The 24,419-nt window shown below is 38.1% G+C and carries 20 protein-coding genes; 19 read left to right on the top strand and 1 reads right to left on the bottom strand.

Features of this window, described 5'->3' with window-relative positions; translation table 11 throughout:
- Nucleotides 1-247 precede the first annotated feature (247 nt).
- From COJ96_RS22130 to COJ96_RS22070, 13 genes are all read left to right on the top strand, one after another.
- On the top strand, nt 248-1,003 hold the full coding sequence (locus tag COJ96_RS22130) for a DeoR/GlpR family DNA-binding transcription regulator (RefSeq protein WP_098575948.1): 756 nt from the start codon (nt 248-250) through the stop codon (nt 1,001-1,003).
- Nucleotides 1,004-1,130: 127 nt separating this feature from the next.
- Complete coding sequence (locus COJ96_RS22125) at nt 1,131-1,886, top strand: DeoR/GlpR family DNA-binding transcription regulator (RefSeq protein WP_098575947.1); 756 nt, start codon at nt 1,131-1,133, stop codon at nt 1,884-1,886.
- Between the two features lie 365 nt (nt 1,887-2,251).
- The gene (locus tag COJ96_RS22120) at nt 2,252-3,115 is read left to right on the top strand and encodes a sugar phosphate isomerase/epimerase family protein (protein WP_098575946.1); all 864 of its coding nucleotides are present in this window, start codon (nt 2,252-2,254) and stop codon (nt 3,113-3,115) included.
- A 312-nt stretch (nt 3,116-3,427) separates the two neighbouring features.
- Nucleotides 3,428-3,817, top strand: coding sequence for a tautomerase family protein (locus COJ96_RS22115; RefSeq protein WP_098575945.1), 390 nt, complete (start codon nt 3,428-3,430; stop codon nt 3,815-3,817).
- 223 nt (nt 3,818-4,040) lie between these two features.
- On the top strand, nt 4,041-5,516 hold the full coding sequence (locus tag COJ96_RS22110; protein WP_098575944.1) for a CoA-acylating methylmalonate-semialdehyde dehydrogenase: 1,476 nt from the start codon (nt 4,041-4,043) through the stop codon (nt 5,514-5,516).
- 81 nt (nt 5,517-5,597) lie between these two features.
- Nucleotides 5,598-6,416, top strand: a complete 819-nt coding sequence (gene iolB / locus COJ96_RS22105; RefSeq protein ID WP_098575943.1) for a 5-deoxy-glucuronate isomerase — start codon at nt 5,598-5,600, stop codon at nt 6,414-6,416.
- Nucleotides 6,417-6,432: 16 nt separating this feature from the next.
- On the top strand, nt 6,433-7,431 hold the full coding sequence (iolC, locus tag COJ96_RS22100) for a 5-dehydro-2-deoxygluconokinase (protein ID WP_098575942.1): 999 nt from the start codon (nt 6,433-6,435) through the stop codon (nt 7,429-7,431).
- Between the two features lie 13 nt (nt 7,432-7,444).
- Entirely contained in the window at nt 7,445-9,355 is a 1,911-nt protein-coding gene (iolD, locus tag COJ96_RS22095) for a 3D-(3,5/4)-trihydroxycyclohexane-1,2-dione acylhydrolase (decyclizing) (protein WP_098575941.1), read from the top strand.
- Between the two features lie 87 nt (nt 9,356-9,442).
- A complete protein-coding gene (gene fba / locus COJ96_RS22090) occupies nt 9,443-10,315 on the top strand; it encodes a class II fructose-1,6-bisphosphate aldolase (RefSeq protein ID WP_098575940.1) in 873 nt (290 codons plus the stop codon).
- Nucleotides 10,316-10,377: 62 nt separating this feature from the next.
- On the top strand, nt 10,378-11,586 hold the full coding sequence (locus COJ96_RS22085) for an MFS transporter (protein ID WP_098576158.1): 1,209 nt from the start codon (nt 10,378-10,380) through the stop codon (nt 11,584-11,586).
- Between the two features lie 224 nt (nt 11,587-11,810).
- Nucleotides 11,811-12,959 carry a Gfo/Idh/MocA family protein gene (locus tag COJ96_RS22080; RefSeq protein WP_098575939.1) on the top strand — a complete coding sequence of 383 codons (1,149 nt, stop codon included), beginning with the start codon at nt 11,811-11,813 and terminating at the stop codon, nt 12,957-12,959.
- A 15-nt stretch (nt 12,960-12,974) separates the two neighbouring features.
- Nucleotides 12,975-13,856, top strand: coding sequence for a sugar phosphate isomerase/epimerase family protein (locus tag COJ96_RS22075; protein ID WP_098575938.1), 882 nt, complete (start codon nt 12,975-12,977; stop codon nt 13,854-13,856).
- Between the two features lie 232 nt (nt 13,857-14,088).
- Nucleotides 14,089-15,504, top strand: a complete 1,416-nt coding sequence (locus COJ96_RS22070) for a sugar porter family MFS transporter (RefSeq protein WP_098575937.1) — start codon at nt 14,089-14,091, stop codon at nt 15,502-15,504.
- A 76-nt stretch (nt 15,505-15,580) separates the two neighbouring features.
- On the opposite strand, the gene COJ96_RS22065 is transcribed toward COJ96_RS22070, so the two are convergent.
- The gene (locus COJ96_RS22065; RefSeq protein ID WP_098575936.1) at nt 15,581-16,417 is read right to left on the bottom strand and encodes a helix-turn-helix transcriptional regulator; all 837 of its coding nucleotides are present in this window, start codon (nt 16,415-16,417) and stop codon (nt 15,581-15,583) included.
- Nucleotides 16,418-16,983: 566 nt separating this feature from the next.
- On the opposite strand from COJ96_RS22065, the gene COJ96_RS22060 reads away from it, so the two are divergent.
- The 6 genes from COJ96_RS22060 (at nt 16,984) to COJ96_RS22035 (ending at nt 24,372) form a co-directional block, all read left to right on the top strand.
- Nucleotides 16,984-18,024, top strand: a complete 1,041-nt coding sequence (locus COJ96_RS22060; protein WP_098575935.1) for a Gfo/Idh/MocA family oxidoreductase — start codon at nt 16,984-16,986, stop codon at nt 18,022-18,024.
- 135 nt (nt 18,025-18,159) lie between these two features.
- Nucleotides 18,160-19,170: a LacI family DNA-binding transcriptional regulator gene (locus COJ96_RS22055; RefSeq protein WP_098575934.1), complete on the top strand. Its 1,011-nt coding sequence runs from the start codon at nt 18,160-18,162 to the stop codon at nt 19,168-19,170.
- 431 nt (nt 19,171-19,601) lie between these two features.
- Nucleotides 19,602-20,597: a Gfo/Idh/MocA family protein gene (locus tag COJ96_RS22050; RefSeq protein WP_098575933.1), complete on the top strand. Its 996-nt coding sequence runs from the start codon at nt 19,602-19,604 to the stop codon at nt 20,595-20,597.
- A gap of 169 nt (nt 20,598-20,766) precedes the next feature.
- Nucleotides 20,767-22,275 (top strand): sugar ABC transporter ATP-binding protein, encoded by a 1,509-nt coding sequence (locus tag COJ96_RS22045; RefSeq protein WP_098575932.1) that lies wholly within the window; start codon nt 20,767-20,769, stop codon nt 22,273-22,275.
- A 4-nt stretch (nt 22,276-22,279) separates the two neighbouring features.
- Complete coding sequence (locus COJ96_RS22040; RefSeq protein ID WP_098575931.1) at nt 22,280-23,281, top strand: ABC transporter permease; 1,002 nt, start codon at nt 22,280-22,282, stop codon at nt 23,279-23,281.
- A 110-nt stretch (nt 23,282-23,391) separates the two neighbouring features.
- A complete protein-coding gene (locus COJ96_RS22035; protein ID WP_251460899.1) occupies nt 23,392-24,372 on the top strand; it encodes a sugar ABC transporter substrate-binding protein in 981 nt (326 codons plus the stop codon).
- The last annotated feature ends 47 nt before the right edge of the window (nt 24,373-24,419 follow it).

Raw genomic sequence — 24,419 nt, 5'->3', positions numbered from 1 at the left:
AATTCTTAATAAGTGAACCAAAAGAAATTCCCCTTTTTTATTATAAAGGGGACTTTTTGATTTTTAGGTAGATTAACAAAATAGAAAAATATACCTGAACGATTAAATTCCGATTTGTAGAATAACAAATTATTAAGTTAATCACTTTCTTGGAAAAAATAATAAAGTATTGGTTAAGTATTGGTGATGTTTGTGTTATATTATATAATAAATGGGTATTATTAAGCCAGAACTAGGGTGAACTAAAATGATGAAAGAGAAGCGTATCAAAAAAATTCAGGAATATGTTCTTGAGCATCAATCAGTGTCATTAGACGAACTGATTACAGTTTTTGAGGTATCTAAAAATACCATTAGACGAGATATTCAAGAATTAGTTGACCGTGGAGAACTGAAGAAAGTTTATGGCGGGGTTACTACCGTTCGTAAAAGACTTGAATCCTTTCAAGATAGAAAGATACGTAACAAAGGGCAAAAAGAATCAATTGTGAAAAGAGCCTCAAGTTATGTGGAAGATGGCGATATTATTTTCATTGATTCAGGAACCACGACAATCGGATTGTTTGAATTTTTAAAGGAAAGACAGCTGACCATATTTACGAATAGTATTGATTTTATTCTTCGTGCCATTCCATTTGAACATTTGAATGTCATCTCAATCGGAGGGATGCTTGATCCTAAAACCAATTCGTTTAGTAACCCACGAAGTTTGGACTTACTAAAAGATTACAATATTAAGAAAGCGTTTATGGCATCTACTGGTATCTCATTAGCAAACGGTGTAACGAATGCATCCCCTCTAGAAAGTGAATTGAAAAAGACAATTGTTGACAGAAGTTCCGAGGTTTATTTATTAGTAGACCATGACAAGTTTGATAAATATGGATTAATGACCTATTGCAGTTTAGCTGAGATCGATTATCTAGTAACCGATAAGCTCCCAAGTAATTCCTATCAGGAATACGCTAGGAATAATGGCATACAACTAATCATAGCCAATTAAAAGACCCAATAAATGACTTTACATTTTTTAAAAATATAACCAAGGTTTTGGTTAGTTGTTGGTAATATATATGTTATAATTGTAAACAATAACAATTTATGATGCAGAAAACTAGGGTGAAACGGATATGATTAAAGAGAAACGTTTAAAAAAGATTCAAGAATATGTTAATGAGCATCAATCAGCGTCATTAGACGAATTAGTTACAGTTTTTAATGTATCTAAAAATACGATCAGACGCGATGTCCAAGAATTGGTGGACCGCGGGGAACTTAAAAAAGTGTACGGCGGGGTATCCGTCGTTCAAAGTAAGCTCGAATCTTTCCAAGTAAGACAAGTGCGTAACCAGGATCGGAAAGAATTAATTGCAAAAAAGGCAGCAAGTTATGTGGAAGATGGGGATTTTATTTTTATTGATTCAGGCACGACTACAATTGAAATGCTTGAATATTTAAAGGACAAACAAGTAACGGTTTTTACAAATAACATTGATTTTATAGTTGATTCACTTCCATATGAAAAAATAAATGTTATCACAATCGGTGGTATGCTTGAACGTAAAACCAAATCATTTGTAAACCCGCGAAATATGGATTTGCTAAAAGATTATAATATTAAGAAAGCCTTTATGGCTTCCACTGGGATTTCCTTAACAAATGGTGTAACCAACGCATCCCCCCTAGAAAGTGAATTGAAAAAGATCGTTGTGAATAGAAGTGCAGAGGTCTATTTATTGGTAGACCACGATAAATTTGATAAGTATGGTTTAATGACCTATTGCGGTTTTGATGAAATTGACTATATTGTTACCGACGCGCTTCCGAATGAAACCTATCAAGAATATGCTAAGAAAAATGGCATACAACTTGTTATGGCTGACTAGTGGAATCTTTCAAAATCCCCTTCAATTGTGGCTAACGCCACGAAAGAAGGGGATTTTTTGTAAATATTTATGGTTCTCACATATTCTCATAAAAAAATAATAAAAAAATATTGATTGTAGGTACGTTTCGTATTAATATGTACATATAGATAACCAAGAGTTACCCAACATATAATAAAAACTTTGGGTATATGAAGGTTATTAATGATGAAATGGCTTTGGGATTTATATTCGGCTAAAAAATATTTTGGAATGGGTAGAGAATTACATTACATATTAAGAGTAATAAAGAGTATTTACTTATTAATAGTAATACAAAACATAAGTGACATGTTTTTGCTTACAAAAGAAAGGGGAAAATGAAAATGCGTTTAGCTTACGATCCGTCACATTATCGTGACAACACAAATTTAAAAGATACTATCGATGCAGTTGCCAGATTAGGGTATGAATGGGTGGAGTTATCTCCACGTAAAGATTTTATTTGGTTTAATCAATATCCAAAGGTTGATAAGCAGCTGATAAAAGATTTGAAAAAATATTGTTCAGATGCCGGAGTTCAAATCTCTTCCGTGCTTCCTGTTCAACAATGGTCTTCGCCAAACGAAGAAGTACGCCAGGCTGCAGTAAGGAATTGGAAACGTTGTATTGAAATCACTTCTGAATTAGGAGTTGATTTAATGAACAGCGAATTTGCCGGTGACAAAAGCCGTCCAGTTGAAAGTGAAGCTGCTTTTGTAAAATCAATGGACGAGTTAATGCCGATCTTTGAACAAGAAGGTATTAAACTAAATTTACAATCTCATCCCCATGATTTTATTGAGTTGAACACGGAGGCAATTCAAATGATTCGTGCACTTGATAAAGATTGGATTAAGTTGGTATATTCAGTAGCACATGCTTTCTTTTATGATGATGGTATTGGTGATGTAGCCAAACACTTAGATGAAGCAGGAGATTTACTCGCACATGTCCTAATTGCTGATACGCTTAATCATAAAGCGGCATTTGGATTACGTTATATCATTAATCCGCCTGATGCAAACGTAACCATCCATCAACATTTGAATCCTGGCCAAGGGGAAGTAAACTTCGATGCATTATATCGGAAATTAAGAGAAATGAAATTTGATGGAATTGTAACAAATTCAGTATTCGCGTTTCCTGATAAACCGGAGTGGTCCAATGAGGTAACGTTGAAATCCATTAGAGAAGGATTATATATTTAATCGTGCGCAAGTAGCGTTTTAGAATATACTAGAAACTCTAGTCTGGGTGGAAAAATCTCATAAAATAAAAGCCTTTCCTCAGTGTTTGATGAGGAAAGGCTTTTTTAGATTCTATCTCTTTTAGCAAATTCCTAAAGCTAGTCAATGAATTCTCGTAGTTCCAAAAACTTTTCTTCCAAATGGCTGAATAAGTATTGACGACAGCCTGAATTAACACTATGATATAATCATAACTTAACCAAAAGATGCTCAATATTTAATAGTGAGTTGATAAGTTGGTTGAAATCCTACTTTTAATAGGGGGAGAGACATATGCCGTTAATTCGCTTTGATTTAATACAGGGCCGGGATGATAAAGCTTTAAAACAATTATTAGATGCTTCCCACCGAGCCGTTGTAAAGGCTTTTGGCGTACCTGAAAGAGATCGTTACCAAATAATAAATCAACATCCTGTCAATGAATTAATCATTGAAGATACTGGATTAGGATTCGAGAGGAGCCATGATTTAGTCATTGTGAGTGTAACAAGTACTCAAAGAAGTGATCAGCAAAAGAAATCCTTTTATAAACTCTTGGTACAAGAGCTTGGTGAAAGCTGTGGAATTGCCCCAAATGATATTATGGTTTCTATTGTTACCAATGGGGCGTCTGACTGGAGCTTTGGATTTGGAGAAGCACAGTTTTTAACTGGTAAATTGTAAGGAGCCTAGGGCCGAAATGATGTTAACTCGATACTAAAAAAATATTAAAAAATAGTTGACTGAAAGCGTTTATAGTATTAAGATGTAATCAAAGATGACCAAAACATAACCAACAAGTAACAAATAATTAAAAGTATCTTACCAGTTAACTAGAGTCTTAATCGTTTCGAAATTAAAAATTACTCAAAAAATGATAAGAAGTTTTTCTTAAGGAGGAAAAAAGATGTCTAAAGTATTAACACAGGTAAAGAAACTAAAAAATTACATAAATGGTGAATGGGTTGAAAGTAAAGCGACTCAATTCGAAGATGTGTACGATCCTGCGAAAAAAGTAGTCATTGCCCAGGTTCCCCTTTCAACAAAAGAAGAAATTGATTATGCCATAGAAGTAGCAGCAAAAGCATTTGAAAGCTGGAAAAATGTACCCGTGCTAAAACGTACGAAAGTCCTGTTCAACTTCCAGCAGCTATTAGAAAAAAACAAGCAAGAATTGGCTAAAATCATTACAATAGAAAATGGTAAGAATCTTACAGAAGCACTTGGGGAAGTAGGGCGCGGAATTGAAAATGTAGAATTTGCATCAGGTGCTCCTACACTGATGATGGGAGATTCACTTTCAACAATTGCAACAGATGTTGAGGTCACAAATTATCGTTATCCAATCGGTGTTGTTGGCGGAATTACACCATTTAACTTCCCAATGATGGTACCATGCTGGATGTTCCCAACCGCCATTGCCGTTGGAAATACCTTTGTTCTTAAACCATCTGAAAGAACACCATTATTGGCTAATAGATTAGCAGAACTATTAGAAGAAGCTGGACTTCCTAAGGGCGTATTTAATGTGGTTCATGGTGCACATGATGTAGTAAACGGACTGTTAGACCACCCAGAAGTAAAAGCTATTTCATTCGTAGGTTCAAAGCCAGTTGGAGAATATGTTTATAAGCGCGGAAGCCAAAATTTAAAACGTGTTCAAGCCTTAACAGGTGCGAAAAACCATTCCATCGTATTAAACGATGCAGATTTAGAACTTGCCACAACTAACGTTATATCTTCAGCGTTTGGTTCTGCTGGCGAACGTTGCATGGCTTGCGCTGTTGTAACAGTTGAAGAAGGAATTGCAGATGAATTTCTTGAGAAATTAGTCGAGAAAGCAAAAGAGGTCAAAATCGGACATGGCCTTGATGAGGGTGTATTCTTAGGACCAGTTATTCGCGAACAAAATCAGCAGCGTACATTAGGATATATTCAAACAGGTATTGATGAAGGTGCTAAACTTGTATGTGATGGCCGTGAAAATGCCCCTGAAGAAGGATATTTTGTCGGACCAACGATTTTCGACGATGTGACAACTGATATGACCATTTGGAAAGATGAAATTTTCGCACCAGTCCTTTCCATCGTTCGTGTTAAACATCTAAAAGAAGCGGTTGAAACAGCCAATAAATCTGAGTTTGCAAATGGTGCATGTATCTATACTTCAAATGCATCTTCGATTCGTTACTTCCGTGAAAATATCGATGCAGGAATGCTTGGAGTTAACTTAGGTGTTCCAGCTCCAATCGCTTTCTTCCCGTTCTCAGGATGGAAATCTTCCTTCTATGGAACATTACCTGCCAACGGAAAAGACGGGGTTGAATTCTATACACATAAAAAAGTTGTTACGGCTAATTATAAAACACCAAAATTCGAATAAGTGATAGCAACATAAAATGCTATTATCCTGTCCTCTACGGTCAGGATAATAGCTATTACATAGATAGGAGAGGATTACAAGTTGAGTAAATTGCTCCGAAAGCCCAAACAAAACGAAACGTCACCAGGAGTTACCATCGTTCATGAAGTAACTAGTGAAAACTCCCCGTTAGAATATGTTGGTTTTAAAGTAGTAGATTTAGCCCCAGGTGCTAAGTATACAGAAGACTTAAGCAAAGTGGAATGCTGCATCGTTGCCCTAACAGGAAAAATAAATGTGTCGGCTGACGGAGAAGTATATGAGAATATTGGCACAAGGGAAAGCGTTTTCGAAAAGAGACCAACCGATAGTGTCTATGTTTCAAATGATCGTTCTTTTGTGGTAGAGGGTGTTACACAAGCTCGTGTGGCTCTTTGCTACTCTCCTTCGAACAATCAACTCCCAACAAAGTTAATAAAGGCTGAAGAGAATGGAATTGAAAATAGAGGAAAATACAGCAATAAGCGTTTAGTGCATAATATCTTACCTGATTCAGACCCGTCTGCAAATAGCTTGCTAGTTGTAGAGGTATTCACAGAAAGCGGAAACTGGTCAAGCTATCCGCCGCATAAGCATGATCAAGATAATTTGCCGGATGAATCTTTTTTAGAAGAAAGCTACTATCATGAAATGAACCCGCGGCAAGGATTTGTCTTCCAACGCGTCTATACAGATGACCGTTCACTTGATGAAACCATGGCAGTAGAGAATGGTGATGTCGTATTAGTACCGGCTGGATACCATCCAGTTGGTGTGCCTGATGGTTATGAGTCCTATTATTTAAATGTAATGGCAGGACCAACACGTATCTGGAAATTCTACAACGAACCAGCCCATGAATGGATTCTAAACCGAAAATAAAGGAGTGGCTTTAATCATGAAAATTCAATTTCATTCTGATAGAGAGTTTGATCTTATTGCCATCGGCCGTGCTTGCATGGACTTGAACGCAGTGGAATACAACCGTCCAATGGAAGAAACGATGACATTTAAAAAGTATGTAGGTGGTTCACCGGCAAATATCGCCATCGGTTCATCAAAGCTTGGATTAAAAGCAGGATTCATTGGGAAACTTGCCGATGATCAGCATGGCCGGTTTATTGAGCAATATATGAGCGGTGTGGGTGTGGATACATCCAACATGGTGGTGGATCAAGAAGGTCATAAGACAGGCCTGGCTTTTACAGAGATTAAAAGTCCGGAAGAGTGCAGCATTCTCATGTACCGTGATGAAGTTGCTGATCTTTATTTACAGCCTTCAGAGGTAGATGAAAATTATATTAAAAGAGCAAAAGTTCTGCTTGTTTCCGGAACTGCTCTTGCCAAAAGCCCTTCTCGTGAAGCGGTGTTAAAAGCGATTCAGCTAGCAAAGAAAAATGATGTAAAAGTAGTATTCGAATTAGACTATCGCGGATATACATGGACATCTCTTGAAGAAACATCTGTTTATTATACATTAGTAGCACAGCAGTCAGATGTTGTTGTTGGTACACGCGATGAATTTGATGTCATGGAAAATGTGACTGAAGGCAGCAACGCAGCAACCATCGAACAGTTGTTTAAGCATTCTCCAGAATTAGTTGTGATCAAACATGGTGTAGAAGGTTCCTATGCCTATGCAAAGTCAGGAGAAACATTTAGAGGCCGCGCTTACTTAACAAAAGTTTTAAAAACGTTTGGTGCAGGCGACTCTTACGCATCTGCCTTCTTATACGCTTTAATCACAGGCAAGGATATTGAAACCGCTCTTAAATTCGGCAGTGCCTCTGCAGCCATTGTGGTAAGTAAACACAGTTCTTCAGAAGCGATGCCAACCGTATCTGAAATTGAACAGTTGATTGCGGAAAGATCTGAAAAAGCTGAACAAACAGTTTGAGGTGAGAATAGCCATGGGGAAAATTAGATTAACAACGGCGCAAGCATTAATTAAATTTTTAAATCAACAATATATCCATGTGGACGGAAAAGAATTTCCATTTGTTGAAGGAATCTTTAATGTATTTGGACATGGAAATGTTTTAGGAATAGGGCAGGCACTTGAGCAATACTCAGGCCATTTAAAAGTGATTCAAGGCAAAAATGAACAGGGGATGGCACACGCAGCCATCGCCTACAGTAAACAAATGCTTCGACAAAAAATTTATGCCGTAACAACTTCTGTTGGGCCAGGGTCAGCGAACTTGGCCGCAGCGGCTGGAACAGCTTTGGCTAATAACATCCCTGTATTGTTTATCCCGGGTGATACCTTTGCATCCAGACAGCCTGATCCCGTTTTACAACAAGTAGAACAGGAATACAGCTTAGCTGTAACGACAAATGATGCATTAAAACCAGTCTCTAGATATTGGGATCGGATTACACGGCCTGAACAGTTAATGCCAAGTTTGCTTCGTGCCTTTGAAGTGATGACCGACCAGGGAAAAGCTGGTCCGGCAACGATTTGTATTGCGCAAGATGTAGAAGGGGAAGCGTTTGACTATGATGAAAAATTCTTTGAAAAACGAGTCCATTATGTGGATCGTAAAGCACCAGTTGAGCGGGAACTTAAGGGAGCTGCTGAACGGATCCGTGCAAGCAAAAAACCGGTCATATTAGTTGGCGGTGGCGCAAAATACTCCCAAGCACGTGATATTTTGGTCTCGCTTTCGGAAAAACATAATATCCCATTAGTAGAAACACAAGCCGGTAAAGCCACAATAGAATCTGATTTCAAAAATAATCTAGGTGGAATGGGGATTACTGGTACACTGGCAGCCAATAAAGCAGCACGTCAAGCCGATTTATTTATTGGAATTGGTACACGATATACCGATTTTGCGACTTCTTCCAAAACGGCCTTTGACTTTGACCGAACCAAGTTTTTAAACATCAATGTCAGCCGTCTGCAAGCATATAAAATGGATGCCTTCCAAGTTGTCGCAGATGCAAAAATAACATTAGAGCAATTGGCTCCATTATTAGAAGGATATGAAAGTGATTTTGGCAGTGAAATTGCTGAATTGAAAGCGGAATGGAATGCTGAACGCGACCGTTTGAGTCATGTAACATTCCAACGTGAAAATTTCCTTCCGGAAGTAAAAAATCATTTTTCGCAAGAAGTACTAAATGAATATGCGGACGCACTTAACACAGAGCTTGCTCAGACGACCGCATTACTAGCTGTGAATGAGACGATTTCACCTGATAGCGTGATCATCACCGCAGCTGGGTCCCTTCCAGGTGACGTACAGCGGATTTGGAATACGTCTGAACCAAATACGTACAATGTCGAGTACGGATACTCTTGCATGGGGTATGAAGTCTCCGGTGCATTAGGGGTAAAATTGGCGGAGCCAACGAAAGAAGTGTATTCCCTTGTTGGTGATGGCAGCTTCCTATTGCTGCATTCTGAATTAATCACGTCTATTCAATACGGACAAAAAATCAATGTTGTCCTCTTTGATAATTCAGGATTTGGATGTATCAATAATTTACAAATGGATCATGGCGGAGGCAGTTATTTCTGTGAATTTAGAACCCATGATAATAAAATCTTAAATATTGATTATGCAAAAGTGGCGGAAGGATATGGTGCAAAAACATATCGCGTCAATACAGTAGAAGAATTAAAGGCTGCTTTAGAAGATGCCAAGAAGCAGGAAGTCTCTACACTAATCGATATTAAAGTCCTTCCAAAAACAATGACAGATGGCTATGATAGCTGGTGGAATGTCGGTGTGGCAGAAGTATCCGATAAAGAAAGCATCCAAAAGGCATTTGAGTTAAGGAAGCACAAATTAGAAACTGCAAAACAATACTAAAAAGCTTAAAACAACATGAGGTTGGATCAAATTCACTTGAATTTGATCCGCCTTAATAAATTTGAAAATTCAGACAAGAGGGGTGGGATGGAAATGATCTCAACATCGTGTTTAGTTCCGATGAAAGAAATGCTTGAGAAAGCGAAACAAGAAAAATATGCAGTAGGGCAATTTAATATCAACAGCTTTCAATGGGCAGAAGCGATGCTGGAAGCGGCTGAGGAGGAACGGTCTCCTATCATTGTGGCCTCTTCCGATAGATTAGTAGATTATTTGGGCGGATTTAAGACGATTGCTACGATGGTAAATAGAATTGTAGAGGAAAAGAAGATTACGGTACCGGTTGCCCTGCATCTTGATCATGGAAAAAATGTGGAAAGATGTAAGGAAGCCATTGATGCTGGATATACTTCCGTGATGATTGACGGCTCGCACTATTCCATTGAAGAAAACATTGCCATGACAAAGCAAGTGACGGACTATGCCCGACTTTACGGTGTGACAGTTGAAGCGGAGGTCGGAACCGTGGGCGGTAACGAAGATGGTCTTATCGGCGGCATTAATTACGCGGATCCACAAGAATGTTTACGGCTTGTCCAAGAAACAGAAGTTGATGCACTGGCAGCGGCCCTTGGTTCTGTACATGGACCCTACCTAGGAGAACCAAAATTAGGGTTCGTTGAAATGAAAGAGATTTCAGAATTAACCAATGTGCCACTTGTATTACATGGCGGTTCTGGCATTCCATTACACCAAATCCATCAAGCGATTGAATTGGGGCATGCCAAAATTAATGTAAATACAGAATGCTTGCAGGCATGGACGAAAGCTGTCCGCAATGTACTCGAGAACGATAAAGAAGTGTATGACGCCCGGGCAATCCTTACACCAGGTAAGGAAGCTGTGAAAGAAACAGTTAAAGAGAAGATTAGAGATTTTAGATCAAATAATAAAGCATAATTTCAACCGGGCGATCTTTGCCCGGTTTTTTCTTAAACTTTATTAAATTGGAGGTGGTATGTCTGAGTACATTACGATCAAATAGAAACAAATATCTATTTATTGTTGTTTCGTTTCTATTGTGGTTTCCGCAATTTCTCTATGTACCTATTTTTTCACCCTATCTGGAATCATTGGGCGGAAAGTATACATTTATTGGGATAGTATTAAGCAGCTACGGGGTTATGCAGCTTTTATGCAGACTCCCAATTGGCATCTTTTCTGATGTAAAAAAGGTTAGGAAACCATTTATTATTTTTGGTATGTTGGTCAGTTTGTTTAGTTGTGTGATTTTTTTACTAACCGATAGTTTAGGTTGGGCTCTTGCAGCCCGCGCACTTGCAGGAATTTCAGCAGCAACGTGGGTTGCCTTTACCGTCTTATACCCAAGTTACTTTGCTGATCATGAAATCCATCGGGCAATGGGGAGTATTTCATTTATTATCGTACTTGCCCAGTTTTTAGGGATGAGTTTCAGTGGTTCAATCGTAAGTGAATGGGGTTGGAAAGCTCCATTTTGGTTGGCTGTATCTTTCAGCGTTCTCGGTTTGATTCTATCCCTGTTTATCTATGAATCAAAAGAAGTAATAGAGAGAGAGCCGCTAAAGGTGAAGGAATTAGCAGTTGTTATAAAAGAACCATCATTGTTGAAGGTGGCTCTCTTATCGATTTTGGCACATAGTATTATTTTTTCAACGATGTTTGGCTTTACATCCAACTATGCCCTCCAGATTGGCTTTACGAAAAGTGAGCTAACTTGGATCGTGTTTGCGTTTATGATCCCACACGCCATTGCGACTCTTTTTATGGGGAGAGTATTGGTTCCGCTTTTGGGTGAATGGAATGCCCTAAGAACGGCCTTTTTCCTTGCCTCTGTTTTTACGTTACTGATTCCGTTTGTTCAGAGTAAAGGAATATTTTTGACCGTACAGATTTTTTGCGGATTTTCACTGGGCTTAATTTTCCCGTTGCTATTGGGATTGGCCATTGATAAAATTGCACCCGAAAAAAGGGCGACGGCGATGGGAGCCTACCAGGCGATTTATGCGATTGGAATCTTTTTAGGGCCATTTTTTGCGGGTATCTTCAATTCGATGATGGGAATTAAAGCGGGTTTTTATTTTGTCGGGTTATTGGGATTATTGGCTACGCTTCTCACCATCATTTGGGGGAAGAATCATGCTGAAATGGCAGTAGAAAAATCTATCGAAAAAAGTAAGGCTCGTGCCTAGTAAATATATTGGACAAAGATCTTCCCCTTTTTATTAAAAAAGGGGAATTTTTTTTTTTATGTGGAACTCTCATTCAAAATATTTCAAAGTTTTGAACACCCTTACAAAGAGCAAGATATTTAAGTAAGTGAGCAATATCACTTAATGTAATTGTGTATTCATTGTAATAAAATTAAACATGTAGAAAGCAATAAATAATAGTATTTTGAAGAGGAGAGATATATATGAAGGAGATCAGAATAGGACTTGTTGGTGCAGGATGGATGGGGAAGGCCCACACTAATTCATTTTTAAATGCTTTAATGTTGTTTGGACCGGACTCCGGAAAACCGGTTTTTGAAGTGGTAGCAGATGTAAGTATTGAGGCAGCTAAGGTAGCGTGTGAGAAACTTGGATATTCAAGATGGGTTGAAAGCTGGCAAGAGGTTGTTACGGATCCAAATGTAGATGTTGTTGATATTGCTACACCAAATGCCTTCCACTATGAGGTGGCAAAAGCAGCTTTGGAAAACGAAAAACACGTTTACTGTGAAAAACCATTAACTCTTACAGCAGAGCAATCGAAAGAATTATCCGAACTTGCTAAGCAAAAGGGAGTCGTTAATTACGTTGGTTACAACAATGTGATGAATCCTGCAAACGCTTATATTAAGGAACTTGTTTATTCTGGTAAACTAGGAAAAATCATGAGGTTCTCAGGAACTTACGACCAGGATGGACTATTGGATCCAACATTGCCGATTACATGGCGTCATATCAACAAACATTCTGGCAGTGGTGCCCTTGGTGATCTAGGCTCACACCTGCTTAGTGTTTCTCAGTTTATCCTTGGAGATATTAAAAGTGTAAATGCCTTATCGAAAATCGTGATTCCGAAAAGACCAAAACAAGCTGGATCATCGGAACTTGCTGATGTAGAAAATGATGACTTGATTAATATTCTTGCAGAATATGAAAACGGAGCAATTGGCACAATTGGGGCAAGTCGTGTGGCAACAGGGCGCAAAAACTATCTATCATTTGAAATTCAAGGAACAGAGGGTTCGGTCCACTATTCACTAGAAAGAATGAACGAAGTGAATGTCTACTTCACATCTGACAGTAGTGCTGATCGAGGTTTCAGAAATGTATTTCTCGGTCCTGAACATAAAGGATACAATGCCTTCTATCCTGCATCTGGGATTGCGATTGGATACAATGATATGAAAGTTTTAGAGGCGCATGAACTGCTTTCTGCCATTACAGAAGGCAAGCCATACGCGTGTGATTTTGAGTTTGGTTATAAAATCGACAGAACTGTAAGCGCTATTCTAGAATCTGCCTCAGAAAGAAAATGGGTCGAAGTAGAAAAGCAAGTGGCAGCAGTTATTTAAGAGGAGGAGAGAAACATGAACATCAAAATTGGAACAGCACCAGATTCTTGGGGAGTATGGTTTCCTGAAAATGAAAAACAAACACCATGGGAAAGATGTATGAATGAAATGGCTGAAGCCGGATATGCAGGAATTGAATTGGGACCATGGGGATACCTTCCGAATGAATATGAACGACTAAAAGAAGAACTTGAGAAAAGAAATCTTGAATTGACCGCAACTACCCTAGTGGGAGATCTAACATCCAATCGCAAAACGGAGGAACTGATTGCCTTGCTAGATGAGATGTCTGAGCTTCAACTGAAATTTGAGAGTGCAAAATATGTGGTCTTGATTGATGATTGTTATACTGATCTTTTTACCGGTGAATTGGTAAGACCGCGAGATTTAAACGGCGCAGACTGGGACAAGTTTATTACCAACATCATAAAAATCCGTGACCATGCGAAAGTAAATTACGGTTTGGAAGTGGTTTTTCATCCGCATGCCCAAAGCCATGTTGAAACGGAAGAGCAAATTGAAAGACTCTTGAATGACACGGATATTAATCTCTGTTTGGACACAGGCCATCATGCATACGCAGATGGGGATCCAGTTTCTTTTATGCGGAAGTATCACGCTCGTATTCCTTATCTTCACATAAAAAGCTGTGATCTAAGCGTTAGAGAAAAAATGCAAGTACAGGGCTGGTCCTTCGCAAAGGCAGTGAGTGAAGATATTATGTGTGAGCCTGAACTTGGTGTTGTCGATATGAAAGCATTCGTGCAAGTATTAGAGGATATTGACTTTTCCGGTTGGGCAATCGTTGAACAAGATATGTATCCTGCGCCTTTTGAGAAACCATTCCCAATCGCAAAAAGAACTAGAAAATACTTAACAACAATTGGTATGAGCTGATGCTTGAGAGCCTGGTTGACAGGCTCTCTTGCTTCTAAAATGATAAGATAATAGCTTTTCAGAATATGACAACACTACTATAATACTCTAAAATGGGTTATTTTTTAGTATTAATAGTAAGCGATTACAATTTTGTTTTAAGGTGATTGGAGAATCGGATAGACTTCTATATTGCTAAAATACATAAAGTAACTAGACTAACATGTAAACTAATGCAAAGGGGAAATTTAACATGGAAAGTATCAGAGTGACTGATAAGTCAGTTCAACTGGAACATACAAAGAAGGACCCAGAAAAGTTTTTGAAGTTAGTTACCATTGTATCAACATTTGGGGGACTATTATTTGGCTATGATACAGGAGTTATAAATGGTGCACTTCCATTTATGGCTAAACCCGATCAATTAAACTTAACGCCTTTCACTGAGGGGCTAGTCGCAAGTTCTTTAGTATTAGGCGCCGCTTTTGGTTCATTATTTGGCGGCCGTTTATCGGATCAAAAGGGGCGTCGCAAGGCCATCATGTATCTGGCCATTTTATTTTTGTTTTCTGCATTAGGCTGCGTCATAGCCCCCAATACAACTGTAATGGTTATTTTCCGTTTTATATTAGGACTAGCTGTCGGGGGCGCTTCTGTAGTCGTTCCATCTTATCTTGCCGAAATGTCACCTTCAGAGCGCCGTGGCAGGTTAGTAACTCAAAATGAATTAATGATTGTGACTGGACAATTTCTTGCGTACGTATTTAATGCAGTTATTGGGAATGTTTTTGGAGATACAGGTCATGTATGGCGTTACATGTTAGTGGTTGCTACCTTACCAGCTGTAGCGCTTTGGATTGGTGTCATTATTTTACCTGAAAGTCCCCGTTGGTTAGCTTCGAAAGGAAGAGTTGGGGACGCACTAAGAATACTTAAACAGATTCGTCATGAGGATGCCGCTGCACTCGAATTAGATGAAATTAAAGCACATATCTTAGAACAGAAAAAAGCAAAAAAAGTAACATTCAAAGATTTGGGGATCCCTTGGGTTCGACGGATTGTCATTCTTGGTATGGGGATTGGAGCTATCTCGCAATTAGTAGGTATAAACTCTATCATGTATTACGGAACACAGATTCTACAAAATTCTGGTTTTGGAACAAAAGCAGCATTGATCGGGAACGTAGCAAATGGCTTAATTTCTGTGATTGCCGTTATTGTTGGAATGTCCATCATGCACAAAGTGAATAGACGGACCATGTTTCTTACCGGTTTAATCGGTGCAACCCTTGCACTTATTGCGATTGGGATTGCAACCCTGGCGCTTGCTGGTTCGCCAATGTTGCCCTACGTAGTATTATCAATGACCGTACTATATTTAGCGTTCTTTCAAGGAGCTATTGGTCCGATGACATGGCTGACATTATCGGAAATTTTCCCGGCCCGTTTACGTGGTATGGGGATGGGAATTGCCGTTTTGTTTTTATGGATTTGCAATTTCTTAGTAGGTATGTTCTTTCCTGTTCTTTTAAATGGAATTGGACTTTCAGCAACATTTTTCATATTTGCTGTATTTGGTGCTTTGGGTGTCATTTTTATAGCAAAGTACCTGCCTGAAACAAGAGGGCTTTCATTAGAACAAATAGAAGATAATTTTAAAGCTTTATAGGAAAGAAAGATCGGCTCACGATAAAAAATCACTTCAATATTTGAAGTGATTTTTTATTGGGCGTCAAATCTCGATCCTAGAATTGTAATTCTCTAAACTGTTTTGGGGTTAGGTTCGTATGCTTTTTAAATGTTGTGATAAAGTGCGTATCACTATTAAATCCTGCTGTAATAGAAATCTTCTTAATTGAAAGATTCGTGTTCTGAAGTAATGTTTTCGCATGGTTTATGCGAAAGTTAAGGACATATTCATATGGCGAGTATCCAGTATATTTCTTAAATACACGAGAAAAATGAAAGGGAGTTAAATTGACGTATTGTGCTAGCTCTTTAAGATTGATTTCCGTATTAAAGTGGCTTTCAATATAGGCAATCGCTTGGAGAATAATTTTTTCTTGAATATCGGTTGATTCATTTGAAATCTCATTCAACTCATACATAATTTTATGAATATTCATCGAAACAAAATGCTCATTGATATTACCCTTTTCGGCCATATGGAGTATTTGATCCATGCATTCTGGAATGACAATATTATTATCGATTGAAAAAATACATCCACTTTTCTCATAAAGAAAATCAAAATAAGGTTGACTCGCAATGCCTGAAAAATGAAACCATTCAAAGAATACATGTTCATTTGCCAAGTATGTATGAGGTTCATGGCAATTGAGAAATACGAGAGTGTTTTTTCTAGCTTGATATTCCTGATCTCTATATCTAATGGTCATGGATCCCTTCCTAATCAACATGATGAGATAGTTGTGGTAATGATTTCTTTCCACGATATATCTATCATCACAATGGAAAAGGCCAGAATCATGCAAACAGTAAAGTGCCTTTTTGGCAAATTCACTAGGAATATGAAAAAAAATTTCAGATTTTTGCAACACACCTTTTTCAATAATTTTCATAGGGCTCTCCTTTAATTTATAGAAGCAATATATTTAAGTATTTAGTAATATCGCTTAATGTATTTGTATTTTTATTATAATAAGATGAAAAAGTATAAAGCAATAAATAATAGTAAATGTGATTAAAGGAGTCCAGAATAGGAACCAATCGTTAAGCCATTGGAAATGGCCATTCTAATATTAAAGGCCAGATAGAGATCCTTAAACTGAAGCAATTGATATTAGAAGGTGTACGATTCCAAGGAGTATATCCTTTAGATATAGGGTAACGTTTACCCTGACCCTGAGAAATAGTAAGAATATAATTTGTAGGAAAGTTAACTTAAAAAAGTCTTTATAATTAGGATTTTCTTCTTCCTCGATTTAATAAATAAAATGTTGACTTGAGGATAAATGGATAATATAATCGTAAAAAAGGGGTAACGTTTACCTAAAAATATAATCATTTTCTTTCAGGTATAATCTACAATATTTTTTGCTTTTGAGGTTTAATAGATTCCTAATATTTATGAAAAAAAGAAAACGTTTTACTTAACAATAATCCAAAAAAAAGGCAGGGATTTACGATGGAAAAGGTTAGGGTAGGGATTGTAGGATTAGGAAGATTAGGGAGACAACATGCAGAGAATTTAGCGTTTCGCATACCAAATTGCGAATTATCAGCTGTTTGCAGTGTGATTCCAGAAGAAGTTGAAAAAGTCCAAAAGGAATGGGATATACCATACGCATATACCAGCTATGATGAAATGCTAAAAAATAAAGAACTGGACGCAATCTTTATTGCTTCTCCGTCAGGGTTTCATTGCGAACAAATCGAGAAAGCATTACAAGCAGGTTTTCATGTATTCAGTGAAAAACCACTTGGTTTATATATGGAGGAAGCATTGCGCGTTCAAGAAGTAGTGAACAAGCATAAAGACCAAGTATTCATGCTTGGTTTTATGAGAAGATATGACAAGTCCTATGCATATGCGAAAAAGAAAATAGAGGAAGGCAAAATTGGTGAGCCATACTTAATTCGCTGTTATGGTTTTGATCCTGCAAAGGCAATACATGGATTTATGCAATTTGCAAAAAATAATTACAGTGGCGGTTTGTTTTTAGATATGGCTATTCATGATTTGGATCTTGCCAGATGGTTATTAAACGTTGAAGCTAAACAAGTTTGGGCAATTGGCGGCGCTTATGGATATCCTGAAATAGCGGAGTTGAACGATGCTGAAACAGGGACTGCCTTAGTGAAATTTGAACAAAATAAAATGGGCGTTTTTATTGCCGGACGTAACTGTGCACATGGATATCATATTGAAACAGAAATCATTGGTACAAAAGGTACATTACGAATTGGAACCATTCCTGAAAAAAATATGGTCACGGTATTTGATGAATCTGGTGCTGTAAAGGAATGCTCGGATGGATTTTTAGAGAGATTTGAACAAGCCTATTTAAGTGAGGTCGAAGAGTTTATTTCTTGTGTCAGAGAAAAGAGACAGCCGAATGTTACGGTTGAAGATGGAGTATTATCAACAGCTCTTGGTTATGCTTGTAAAGAGTCGTTTGAAACAGGAGAATTGATAACTGTTCAATCACCTTATAAAATCTTTTAATCTAATTAAATTCATAAATAAGTTCTTTTTTAGACAGTTTGCTTTAGGGCAGCACTGTCTATTTTTCTGATGTTCATGGCTTTAAAGTGTTATAATCACAACATAAAAAAGGTTACTGGGAAAGAAGGGTCTATTATGAAGGTAACCATTCATAGTGTCGCTCAGGAAGCAGGTGTTTCGACAACAACTGTTTCGAAGGTGATCAATCATACTGGCAGCATTAGTGAGCAGACCAGAAAAAAAGTATGGGAAGCAATGAAAAAACTTAATTATTCTCCCGATGTAGCTGCAGCCTCATTAAGGGGAAAGCGAACAAAGGCTTTCGGCCTACTAGTTCCGGATGTTTCGAATCCATTTTATGCCGAAGTTGCAAGAAGTATTGAAGACCGAAGTCATGATTTTGGATATAACGTGATGATGTGCAATACAGATAATGATTCTGAAAAAGAGAAGAGCTATTTATCGCTGTTAACCAGTCAAAGGATAGATGGTCTGGTTGTAGCATCTGCTTTCCGAAGTCCGGATTTACTTGAAGAGATGCTGGATAAAGGATTCCCGATGGTATTATTAGCTTCAGATATTCCAAAATTATCCGTAAATACTGTGACTGTGGATGACTATAAAGGGGGATATCTAGCAACTTCCCATTTAATTTCCTTGGGCCACAAAAGAATTGCAATCATCATCGAAAATGTTCGTAGTAATACCGCGCGGATGGATGCATTTAAGGAAGCGATGCTTGAAGCGGACTTATCGATACCGGATGGCTATATTGTAAAAACAGAAGCAACCATTCGAAAAGGTTACCAAAGCGGAAAAAAAATTCTCTCAATGAAAGAGAGGCCATCAGCAATTTTTGCGAGCAATGATTTATTAGCAGCAGGGGTTTTACAGGCTGCTAAGGAAGTTGGTTTAAACGTACCGCAAGATTTATCGGTTGTTGGTTTTGATAACACTGTGCTTTCTACCACAACATCGCCAATGTTAACAACCATAGCACAGCCGATTAAACTAATGGGAGCGAAAGCGGTTGAATTGTTAATCGGGGAAATGAAGGAGGAAAAGACGAATAAGGAACGTTTGTTACTTTCTCCGGAATTAATTATTCGACAATCAACAGCTAAATTTAACACAGCCGAAAAATAAAATATTTCCATGATAAACTTTAAGGCCGGGCATCAATGGCCATAAAACCATTCATTTAAAAAGGTCGAATGGAGAGATATTACAATTCGTAGAAGAACGAAAGGTCATGTGAAAAAACACCAGCCCATTCTCTCTGTTATTTTTCGAGAATAGGCTGGTGCTCATGTTGATATATCTTTTGGTTAACTTTTGGCGAAATACTTGAAAACGAAAACATTAGCCATGTAAGCGTGAAACATAACCTGTTGACTTGATGTTCTTTAAGTTTTATTATTTCGATAAAACTTTCAAAAAATTCTCAATACTTTAAAAATAAATATTGAATTCTCTCTTATGAGGGGTTATTATTAATAAGGAATAAGGAAAGCGCTTAACCTAATGAATCTGTAATATATTAATTTTTTAATAGATTTAAAATAAGGAGGAAAACTATGAGGAAAATTCGATGGGGAGTTTTAAGTGCAGCTAATATAGCATACGATGAGCTTGTCCCGGCTTTACGCCGTTCAAACCGTGCAGTGGTAACTGCTATTGCTTCAAAGAGTTCTGAAAAAGTTAAGCGCTTTAATTTTCCTATTGTTTATCAAAAGTATGAACAACTAATTGAGGATCCATCCATTGATGCTGTGTATATTCCACTTCCCAATTCATTGCATGCTGAATGGGCTGTAAAAACAATGAAAAATGGCAAGCACGTTCTTCTGGAGAAGCCGGCTGCATTAACAGAAGCCGAAATGGAGTCAATCCACCATGCTGCACAAGAAAATAACGTAGTTTTTTTGGAAGCGTTTATGTATCAATTTCATTGTCAGCATGAGCGTGCAAAAGAGTTAATCAACTCGGGAGTCATCGGTGAATACAGTCATATCAAAGCCCATTTCTCATGGATGCTTGAGGATCAGGGGGATATTCGATTAAATCAGGAATTGGGCGGAGGTGCTATGAGGGATGTAGGCTGCTACGGACTTCATGCAGTAACTCAAATGATCGGCTTTAAACCAGTTCAAATCTCTATGAGCGGAAATATTCATCCTGAATACGGTGTTGATACAACTTCCGTTTGTGTTTTAAAAGACGAACAAAATCGGATCGCTGAAGTGTCCGCTTCGATAGAACTCCCATTTATTAATCGCTATGAAGTAATAGGACCAAAAGGTTCCATAACAGTAGATTCCTCTTTTCGGCCTGACGTTTCTGATGATAAATGCGGAAAAATTACTGTCAGAGATGAAAATAATAATGTTATTCTTTTTGAAAGATTGAAAGATGATCAATATTTAAGACAGGTTGAACATTTCCAAGACTGTATACTTAGCAGGGAAAATCCAGTATATAATTCAGATCACTCCCTTCAAATGGCACACTATCTGGAAAAAGCCTACTGGTCATTGTCAAACGGATCTGTTATGACAAATATTAAACATTAGGATAGTAGTGTTTTAAAATTTTTACAACATTTATCCAAAATATGTTCAAAAAATATTCAAAATATTGTTGCATATTGAGAATATGATGATATAATTCTAGACAAAGGGAAAGCGCTTACCCAAGAAGTTCTCGTTATATTTAGGGGAAAACGAAGAAAGGGGATCAGATATGGTTGTACATACAAGGAGCCTCCTCGAAATAAAAGGAATTAAAAAAAGCTTCAATCAAAACCATGTACTAAAGGGGATCGACCTCGATGTAAAAGCTGGTGAAGTTCATGTGTTACTTGGGGAAAACGGAGCAGGCAAATCAACTTTAATCAAAATTTTAACAGGCGCTTATCAAAAGGATGCTGGAGAAATTTACTGGGAAGGGAACCTGGTTCACCTAAATAACCCGGTTGATTCAATGACATTAGGTATTGCGACCATCTATCAGGAACTGAATGTTATTCCAGAACTAAAAGTATATGAAAATATCTTTCTTGGAAGAGAATTAAAACACAGCGGCAAAATGTCCTTACTTAACCGCAAAGCAATGCGAAAAGAAGCAGAGCGCTGTTTAGAGTTGCTTGGGCAGGACCCAAAACTTGCAGATGAGCAGCTTGGGAAACTAGGCATTGGGCAGCAACAGCTGGTTGAGATTGCGAAAGCGATCGCACTGGATGCGAAATTAATTATTATGGATGAGCCGACTTCCAGCTTAAGCGCCCAGGAAGTAGAACAGTTATATAAGGTGGTCGAAGAACTTAGGAAAAAAGGAATTGGGATTATCTTCATTTCCCATCGTCTTGAAGAAATTAGGCACCTTGGTGACAGAATTACCATTCTACGTGATGGATTCAAAATTGAAACTTTACCAGTAAAAACAACTGAAACCGACCTCTGGATAGAATTAATGGTTGGACGTTCACTGGATGAAAAATTTCCTAAGCAATCCTTTAATTTGGGAAAAGAAGGATTCCGGGTTGAAAATTTAGTTGTAGCAGGCACAAATGTGCCGGTTGATTTTTCAGTCCGATATGGCGAAATTGTAGGGATCTCAGGACTTGTTGGCGCAGGACGTACCGAATTGGCTAGAGCGATTTTCGGTGTTGATCAACATAAAGGCGGGAAGGTCTTTATTGATGGTCAGGAAATCCGGATTAAATCTCCACGGGACGCTATCAACGCAGGAATTGCCTTTATAACAGAGGATCGCAAAAGTGAAGGCCTGTTGCTTGATATGACGCTTGACTTTAATATGGCCATAGCTAATATGGATAAGTTTAAAGGAAATACAGGATTGCTCGATTTAAAAGCAATGCGTAGAGAAGCAGTAAATTATGTGAAAGAGTTAAAAATTCGTCCAGGTAACATTGAACTTCACTCTCGGAACTTGAGTGGAGGAAATCAGCAAAAGGTTGTTATCGCCAAGTGGTTATGTACCCAGGCAAAGGTATTTATTTTTGACGAACCGACAAGAGGAATAGACGTAGGTGCAAAAGTTGAAGTCTATCGTTTAATGAATCAATTAGTTGAAAACGGTTCTATCGTCATAATGATTTCATCAGACCTTCCCGAAATTCTTGGGATGTGTGATCGAGTGTTAGTTATGAGTGAGGGAAAATTAACAGCAGATTTGCCGATTAGAGAAGCTTCACAAGAGAGAATAATGAAAGCGGCTACAGGAGGATGAAAAAATGAGTCAAGTTCAAGTCGTAACAAAATCTGAAACCGAATTACCAAAAGATAAAAACACATTTAAGAAAGTAATCAGTAAGCTGGGACCTCTATTAGCTCTTATCATCTTGGTTGTAATCCTTTCTTCCCTGTCAGATAAGTTTTTAACGGTTAATAACCTCATGAATATTGCCAGTCAATCTTCCATTAATGCTCTCCTTGGGATCGGAATGCTTTTGGCAATCTTGACTGCTGGGATTGACTTGTCAGTAGGTGCAATTCTTGCAGTATCGATTATGATTATGGGAATTGTAACCGTCAACATGCACATGAACCCGGTTATCGGAATCATTGTTTGTCTTGGTGTAGGCACTTTCTTCGGCTGGATAAATGGAATTTTATTAACAAAACTGCATTTACCACACCCATTCATTTCAACTCTTGGAACACAATTTATAGGCCGGGGAATTGCACTTATTGTAACTGCGGCTGCACCAATTGCCGGTTTCCCGCTTATGATTCAATTTGCTGGAAATCAATTCGTTGGTCCGATTCCAGTAAGCTTTCTTCTAGTAATTGTTGTTTATGTAATCTTTCATATTTTCCTTACAAGAACTAAGACAGGCCGCTATATTTATGCGATTGGTGGCAATCCGGAGGCTGCTCGTCTATCAGGGATCAAGGTTGATCGTGTGCTTATGATCGTTTATTCATTAAGTGGTTTGATGGCAGGTCTTGCAGGGTTAGTAATGGTAGGACGTGTTAACTCAGCATTCCCGCTTGCAGGACTTAACTATGAATCTGATGCGATTGCAGCTGTTATCATCGGTGGCGCCAGTTTCTTTGGCGGGGTTGGTACAGTTTCAGGTACATTAATCGGTGCATTAACAATTGCTGTTCTTCGGAATGGTTTAAACCTTCTGAACGTTTCTGCAGACTCGCAAATGGCTGTAATTGGAATCGTTATCATCGCGGCAGTTTATGTAGACGTAATCCGTCAACGCAGAGCAAAGAAAAAGTAATTCTTTTGTTTGTATCTTGTTCGCCAAATATCTATACAAAACGCGACTTCTTTATCACTATGTGGTAGTCATAAAACTTCATTAAAAACAGGAAAAGTGGGGGAATACAAATGAATACGAATAAAATTAAATTAGTTGGTGCTGCTGTAGCCTTATCCTGCATGACATTTATCGCCGGTTGTTCATCAAGTACTAGTAAAAGCACCAGCGCAACCGCAAGTAATAACAGTGATAAAAGCGTCACTGTTGTATTAAAAACATTATCAAGCCCTTATTGGCAATATGTCCAGGCTGGTGCTGAGGCAGCAGGTAAGAAGCTGGGGGTTAATGTAAATGTAGTAGGACCATCAGCTGAATCACAAGTTATGGAACAAGTTAACATGATTCAAGACCAAATCAGCCAGTCACCAAGTGCAATTGTTGTATCTCCATCGCAGCCAACCACGGTTGTACCAGTATTAACCAGTGCGGTAAAAGCGAAAATACCGGTGCTTTTAATTGATTCAGACGCTACATTTGATGGCAAAACTACCTTCATCGGTACGGATAATGCAACAGCAGGTGCTCAAGCAGGTAAATTGCTTGGTTCCATGCTTCACAAAGGTGATAAAGTTGTCCTTATTGCAGGAGCACTCGGTAACCCTGCGACTGACCAACGGATTAAAGGTGCTAAGGACGAACTTATTAAAGAAGGAATAAAAGTCGTTGCACAACAGCCTGCCGATAGCGACAAAGCAAAAGCATTGTCAGTTATGGAAAATATTATTGAGAAACACAGTGACGTAAAAGGTGTATTTGCAGCTAATGATGATATGGCACTTGGAGCATTGCGTGCGGTTCAGGCAAAACACTTGGATATTAAAGTAATCGGTACTGATGGTACTCAAGAAGCAGTTCAATCAATTCTTAGCGGAGGTCTTGCTGGTACTATTGCACAAAGTCCATATAATATGGGATACCAAGGTGTTGAAAATGCTTTAAAAGTAGCTGATGGCAAAAAGATCTCAAACCGCATCGACAGTGGAATTCAAGTTATTACGAAGGATAATGCTCAAAAACAACTTGATTTCTTAAAGAGTATTTCAAAATAATTAGTCCTGGTATTACCCCCAAAATTCCTTCATGGTAAAATGGTATC

The sequence above is a fragment of the Bacillus sp. AFS073361 genome (assembly GCF_002567005.1).
In the GTDB taxonomy this organism is placed as follows: domain Bacteria; phylum Bacillota; class Bacilli; order Bacillales; family Cytobacillaceae; genus Neobacillus.
This window is presented reverse-complemented; position numbering and strand designations above follow the sequence as displayed.

Bases quoted from the DNA above. Each gene is read 5' to 3' on its own strand.
- COJ96_RS22070 (WP_098575937.1), top strand. From the start codon at position 14,089: ATGGAAAGTATCAGAGTGACTGATAAGTCAGTTCAACTGGAACATACA.
- COJ96_RS22045 (WP_098575932.1), top strand. From the start codon at position 20,767: ATGGTTGTACATACAAGGAGCCTCCTCGAAATAAAAGGAATTAAAAAA.
- COJ96_RS22115 (WP_098575945.1), top strand. From the start codon at position 3,428: ATGCCGTTAATTCGCTTTGATTTAATACAGGGCCGGGATGATAAAGCT.
- COJ96_RS22035 (WP_251460899.1), top strand. From the start codon at position 23,392: ATGAATACGAATAAAATTAAATTAGTTGGTGCTGCTGTAGCCTTATCC.
- iolD (WP_098575941.1), top strand. From the start codon at position 7,445: ATGGGGAAAATTAGATTAACAACGGCGCAAGCATTAATTAAATTTTTA.
- COJ96_RS22055 (WP_098575934.1), top strand. From the start codon at position 18,160: ATGAAGGTAACCATTCATAGTGTCGCTCAGGAAGCAGGTGTTTCGACA.
- fba (WP_098575940.1), top strand. From the start codon at position 9,443: ATGGAAATGATCTCAACATCGTGTTTAGTTCCGATGAAAGAAATGCTT.
- COJ96_RS22080 (WP_098575939.1), top strand. From the start codon at position 11,811: ATGAAGGAGATCAGAATAGGACTTGTTGGTGCAGGATGGATGGGGAAG.
- COJ96_RS22065 (WP_098575936.1), bottom strand. From the start codon at position 16,417: ATGAAAATTATTGAAAAAGGTGTGTTGCAAAAATCTGAAATTTTTTTT.
- iolC (WP_098575942.1), top strand. From the start codon at position 6,433: ATGAAAATTCAATTTCATTCTGATAGAGAGTTTGATCTTATTGCCATC.
- COJ96_RS22120 (WP_098575946.1), top strand. From the start codon at position 2,252: ATGCGTTTAGCTTACGATCCGTCACATTATCGTGACAACACAAATTTA.
- COJ96_RS22060 (WP_098575935.1), top strand. From the start codon at position 16,984: ATGGAAAAGGTTAGGGTAGGGATTGTAGGATTAGGAAGATTAGGGAGA.
- COJ96_RS22125 (WP_098575947.1), top strand. From the start codon at position 1,131: ATGATTAAAGAGAAACGTTTAAAAAAGATTCAAGAATATGTTAATGAG.
- COJ96_RS22050 (WP_098575933.1), top strand. From the start codon at position 19,602: ATGAGGAAAATTCGATGGGGAGTTTTAAGTGCAGCTAATATAGCATAC.
- COJ96_RS22130 (WP_098575948.1), top strand. From the start codon at position 248: ATGATGAAAGAGAAGCGTATCAAAAAAATTCAGGAATATGTTCTTGAG.
- COJ96_RS22075 (WP_098575938.1), top strand. From the start codon at position 12,975: ATGAACATCAAAATTGGAACAGCACCAGATTCTTGGGGAGTATGGTTT.
- COJ96_RS22040 (WP_098575931.1), top strand. From the start codon at position 22,280: ATGAGTCAAGTTCAAGTCGTAACAAAATCTGAAACCGAATTACCAAAA.
- COJ96_RS22110 (WP_098575944.1), top strand. From the start codon at position 4,041: ATGTCTAAAGTATTAACACAGGTAAAGAAACTAAAAAATTACATAAAT.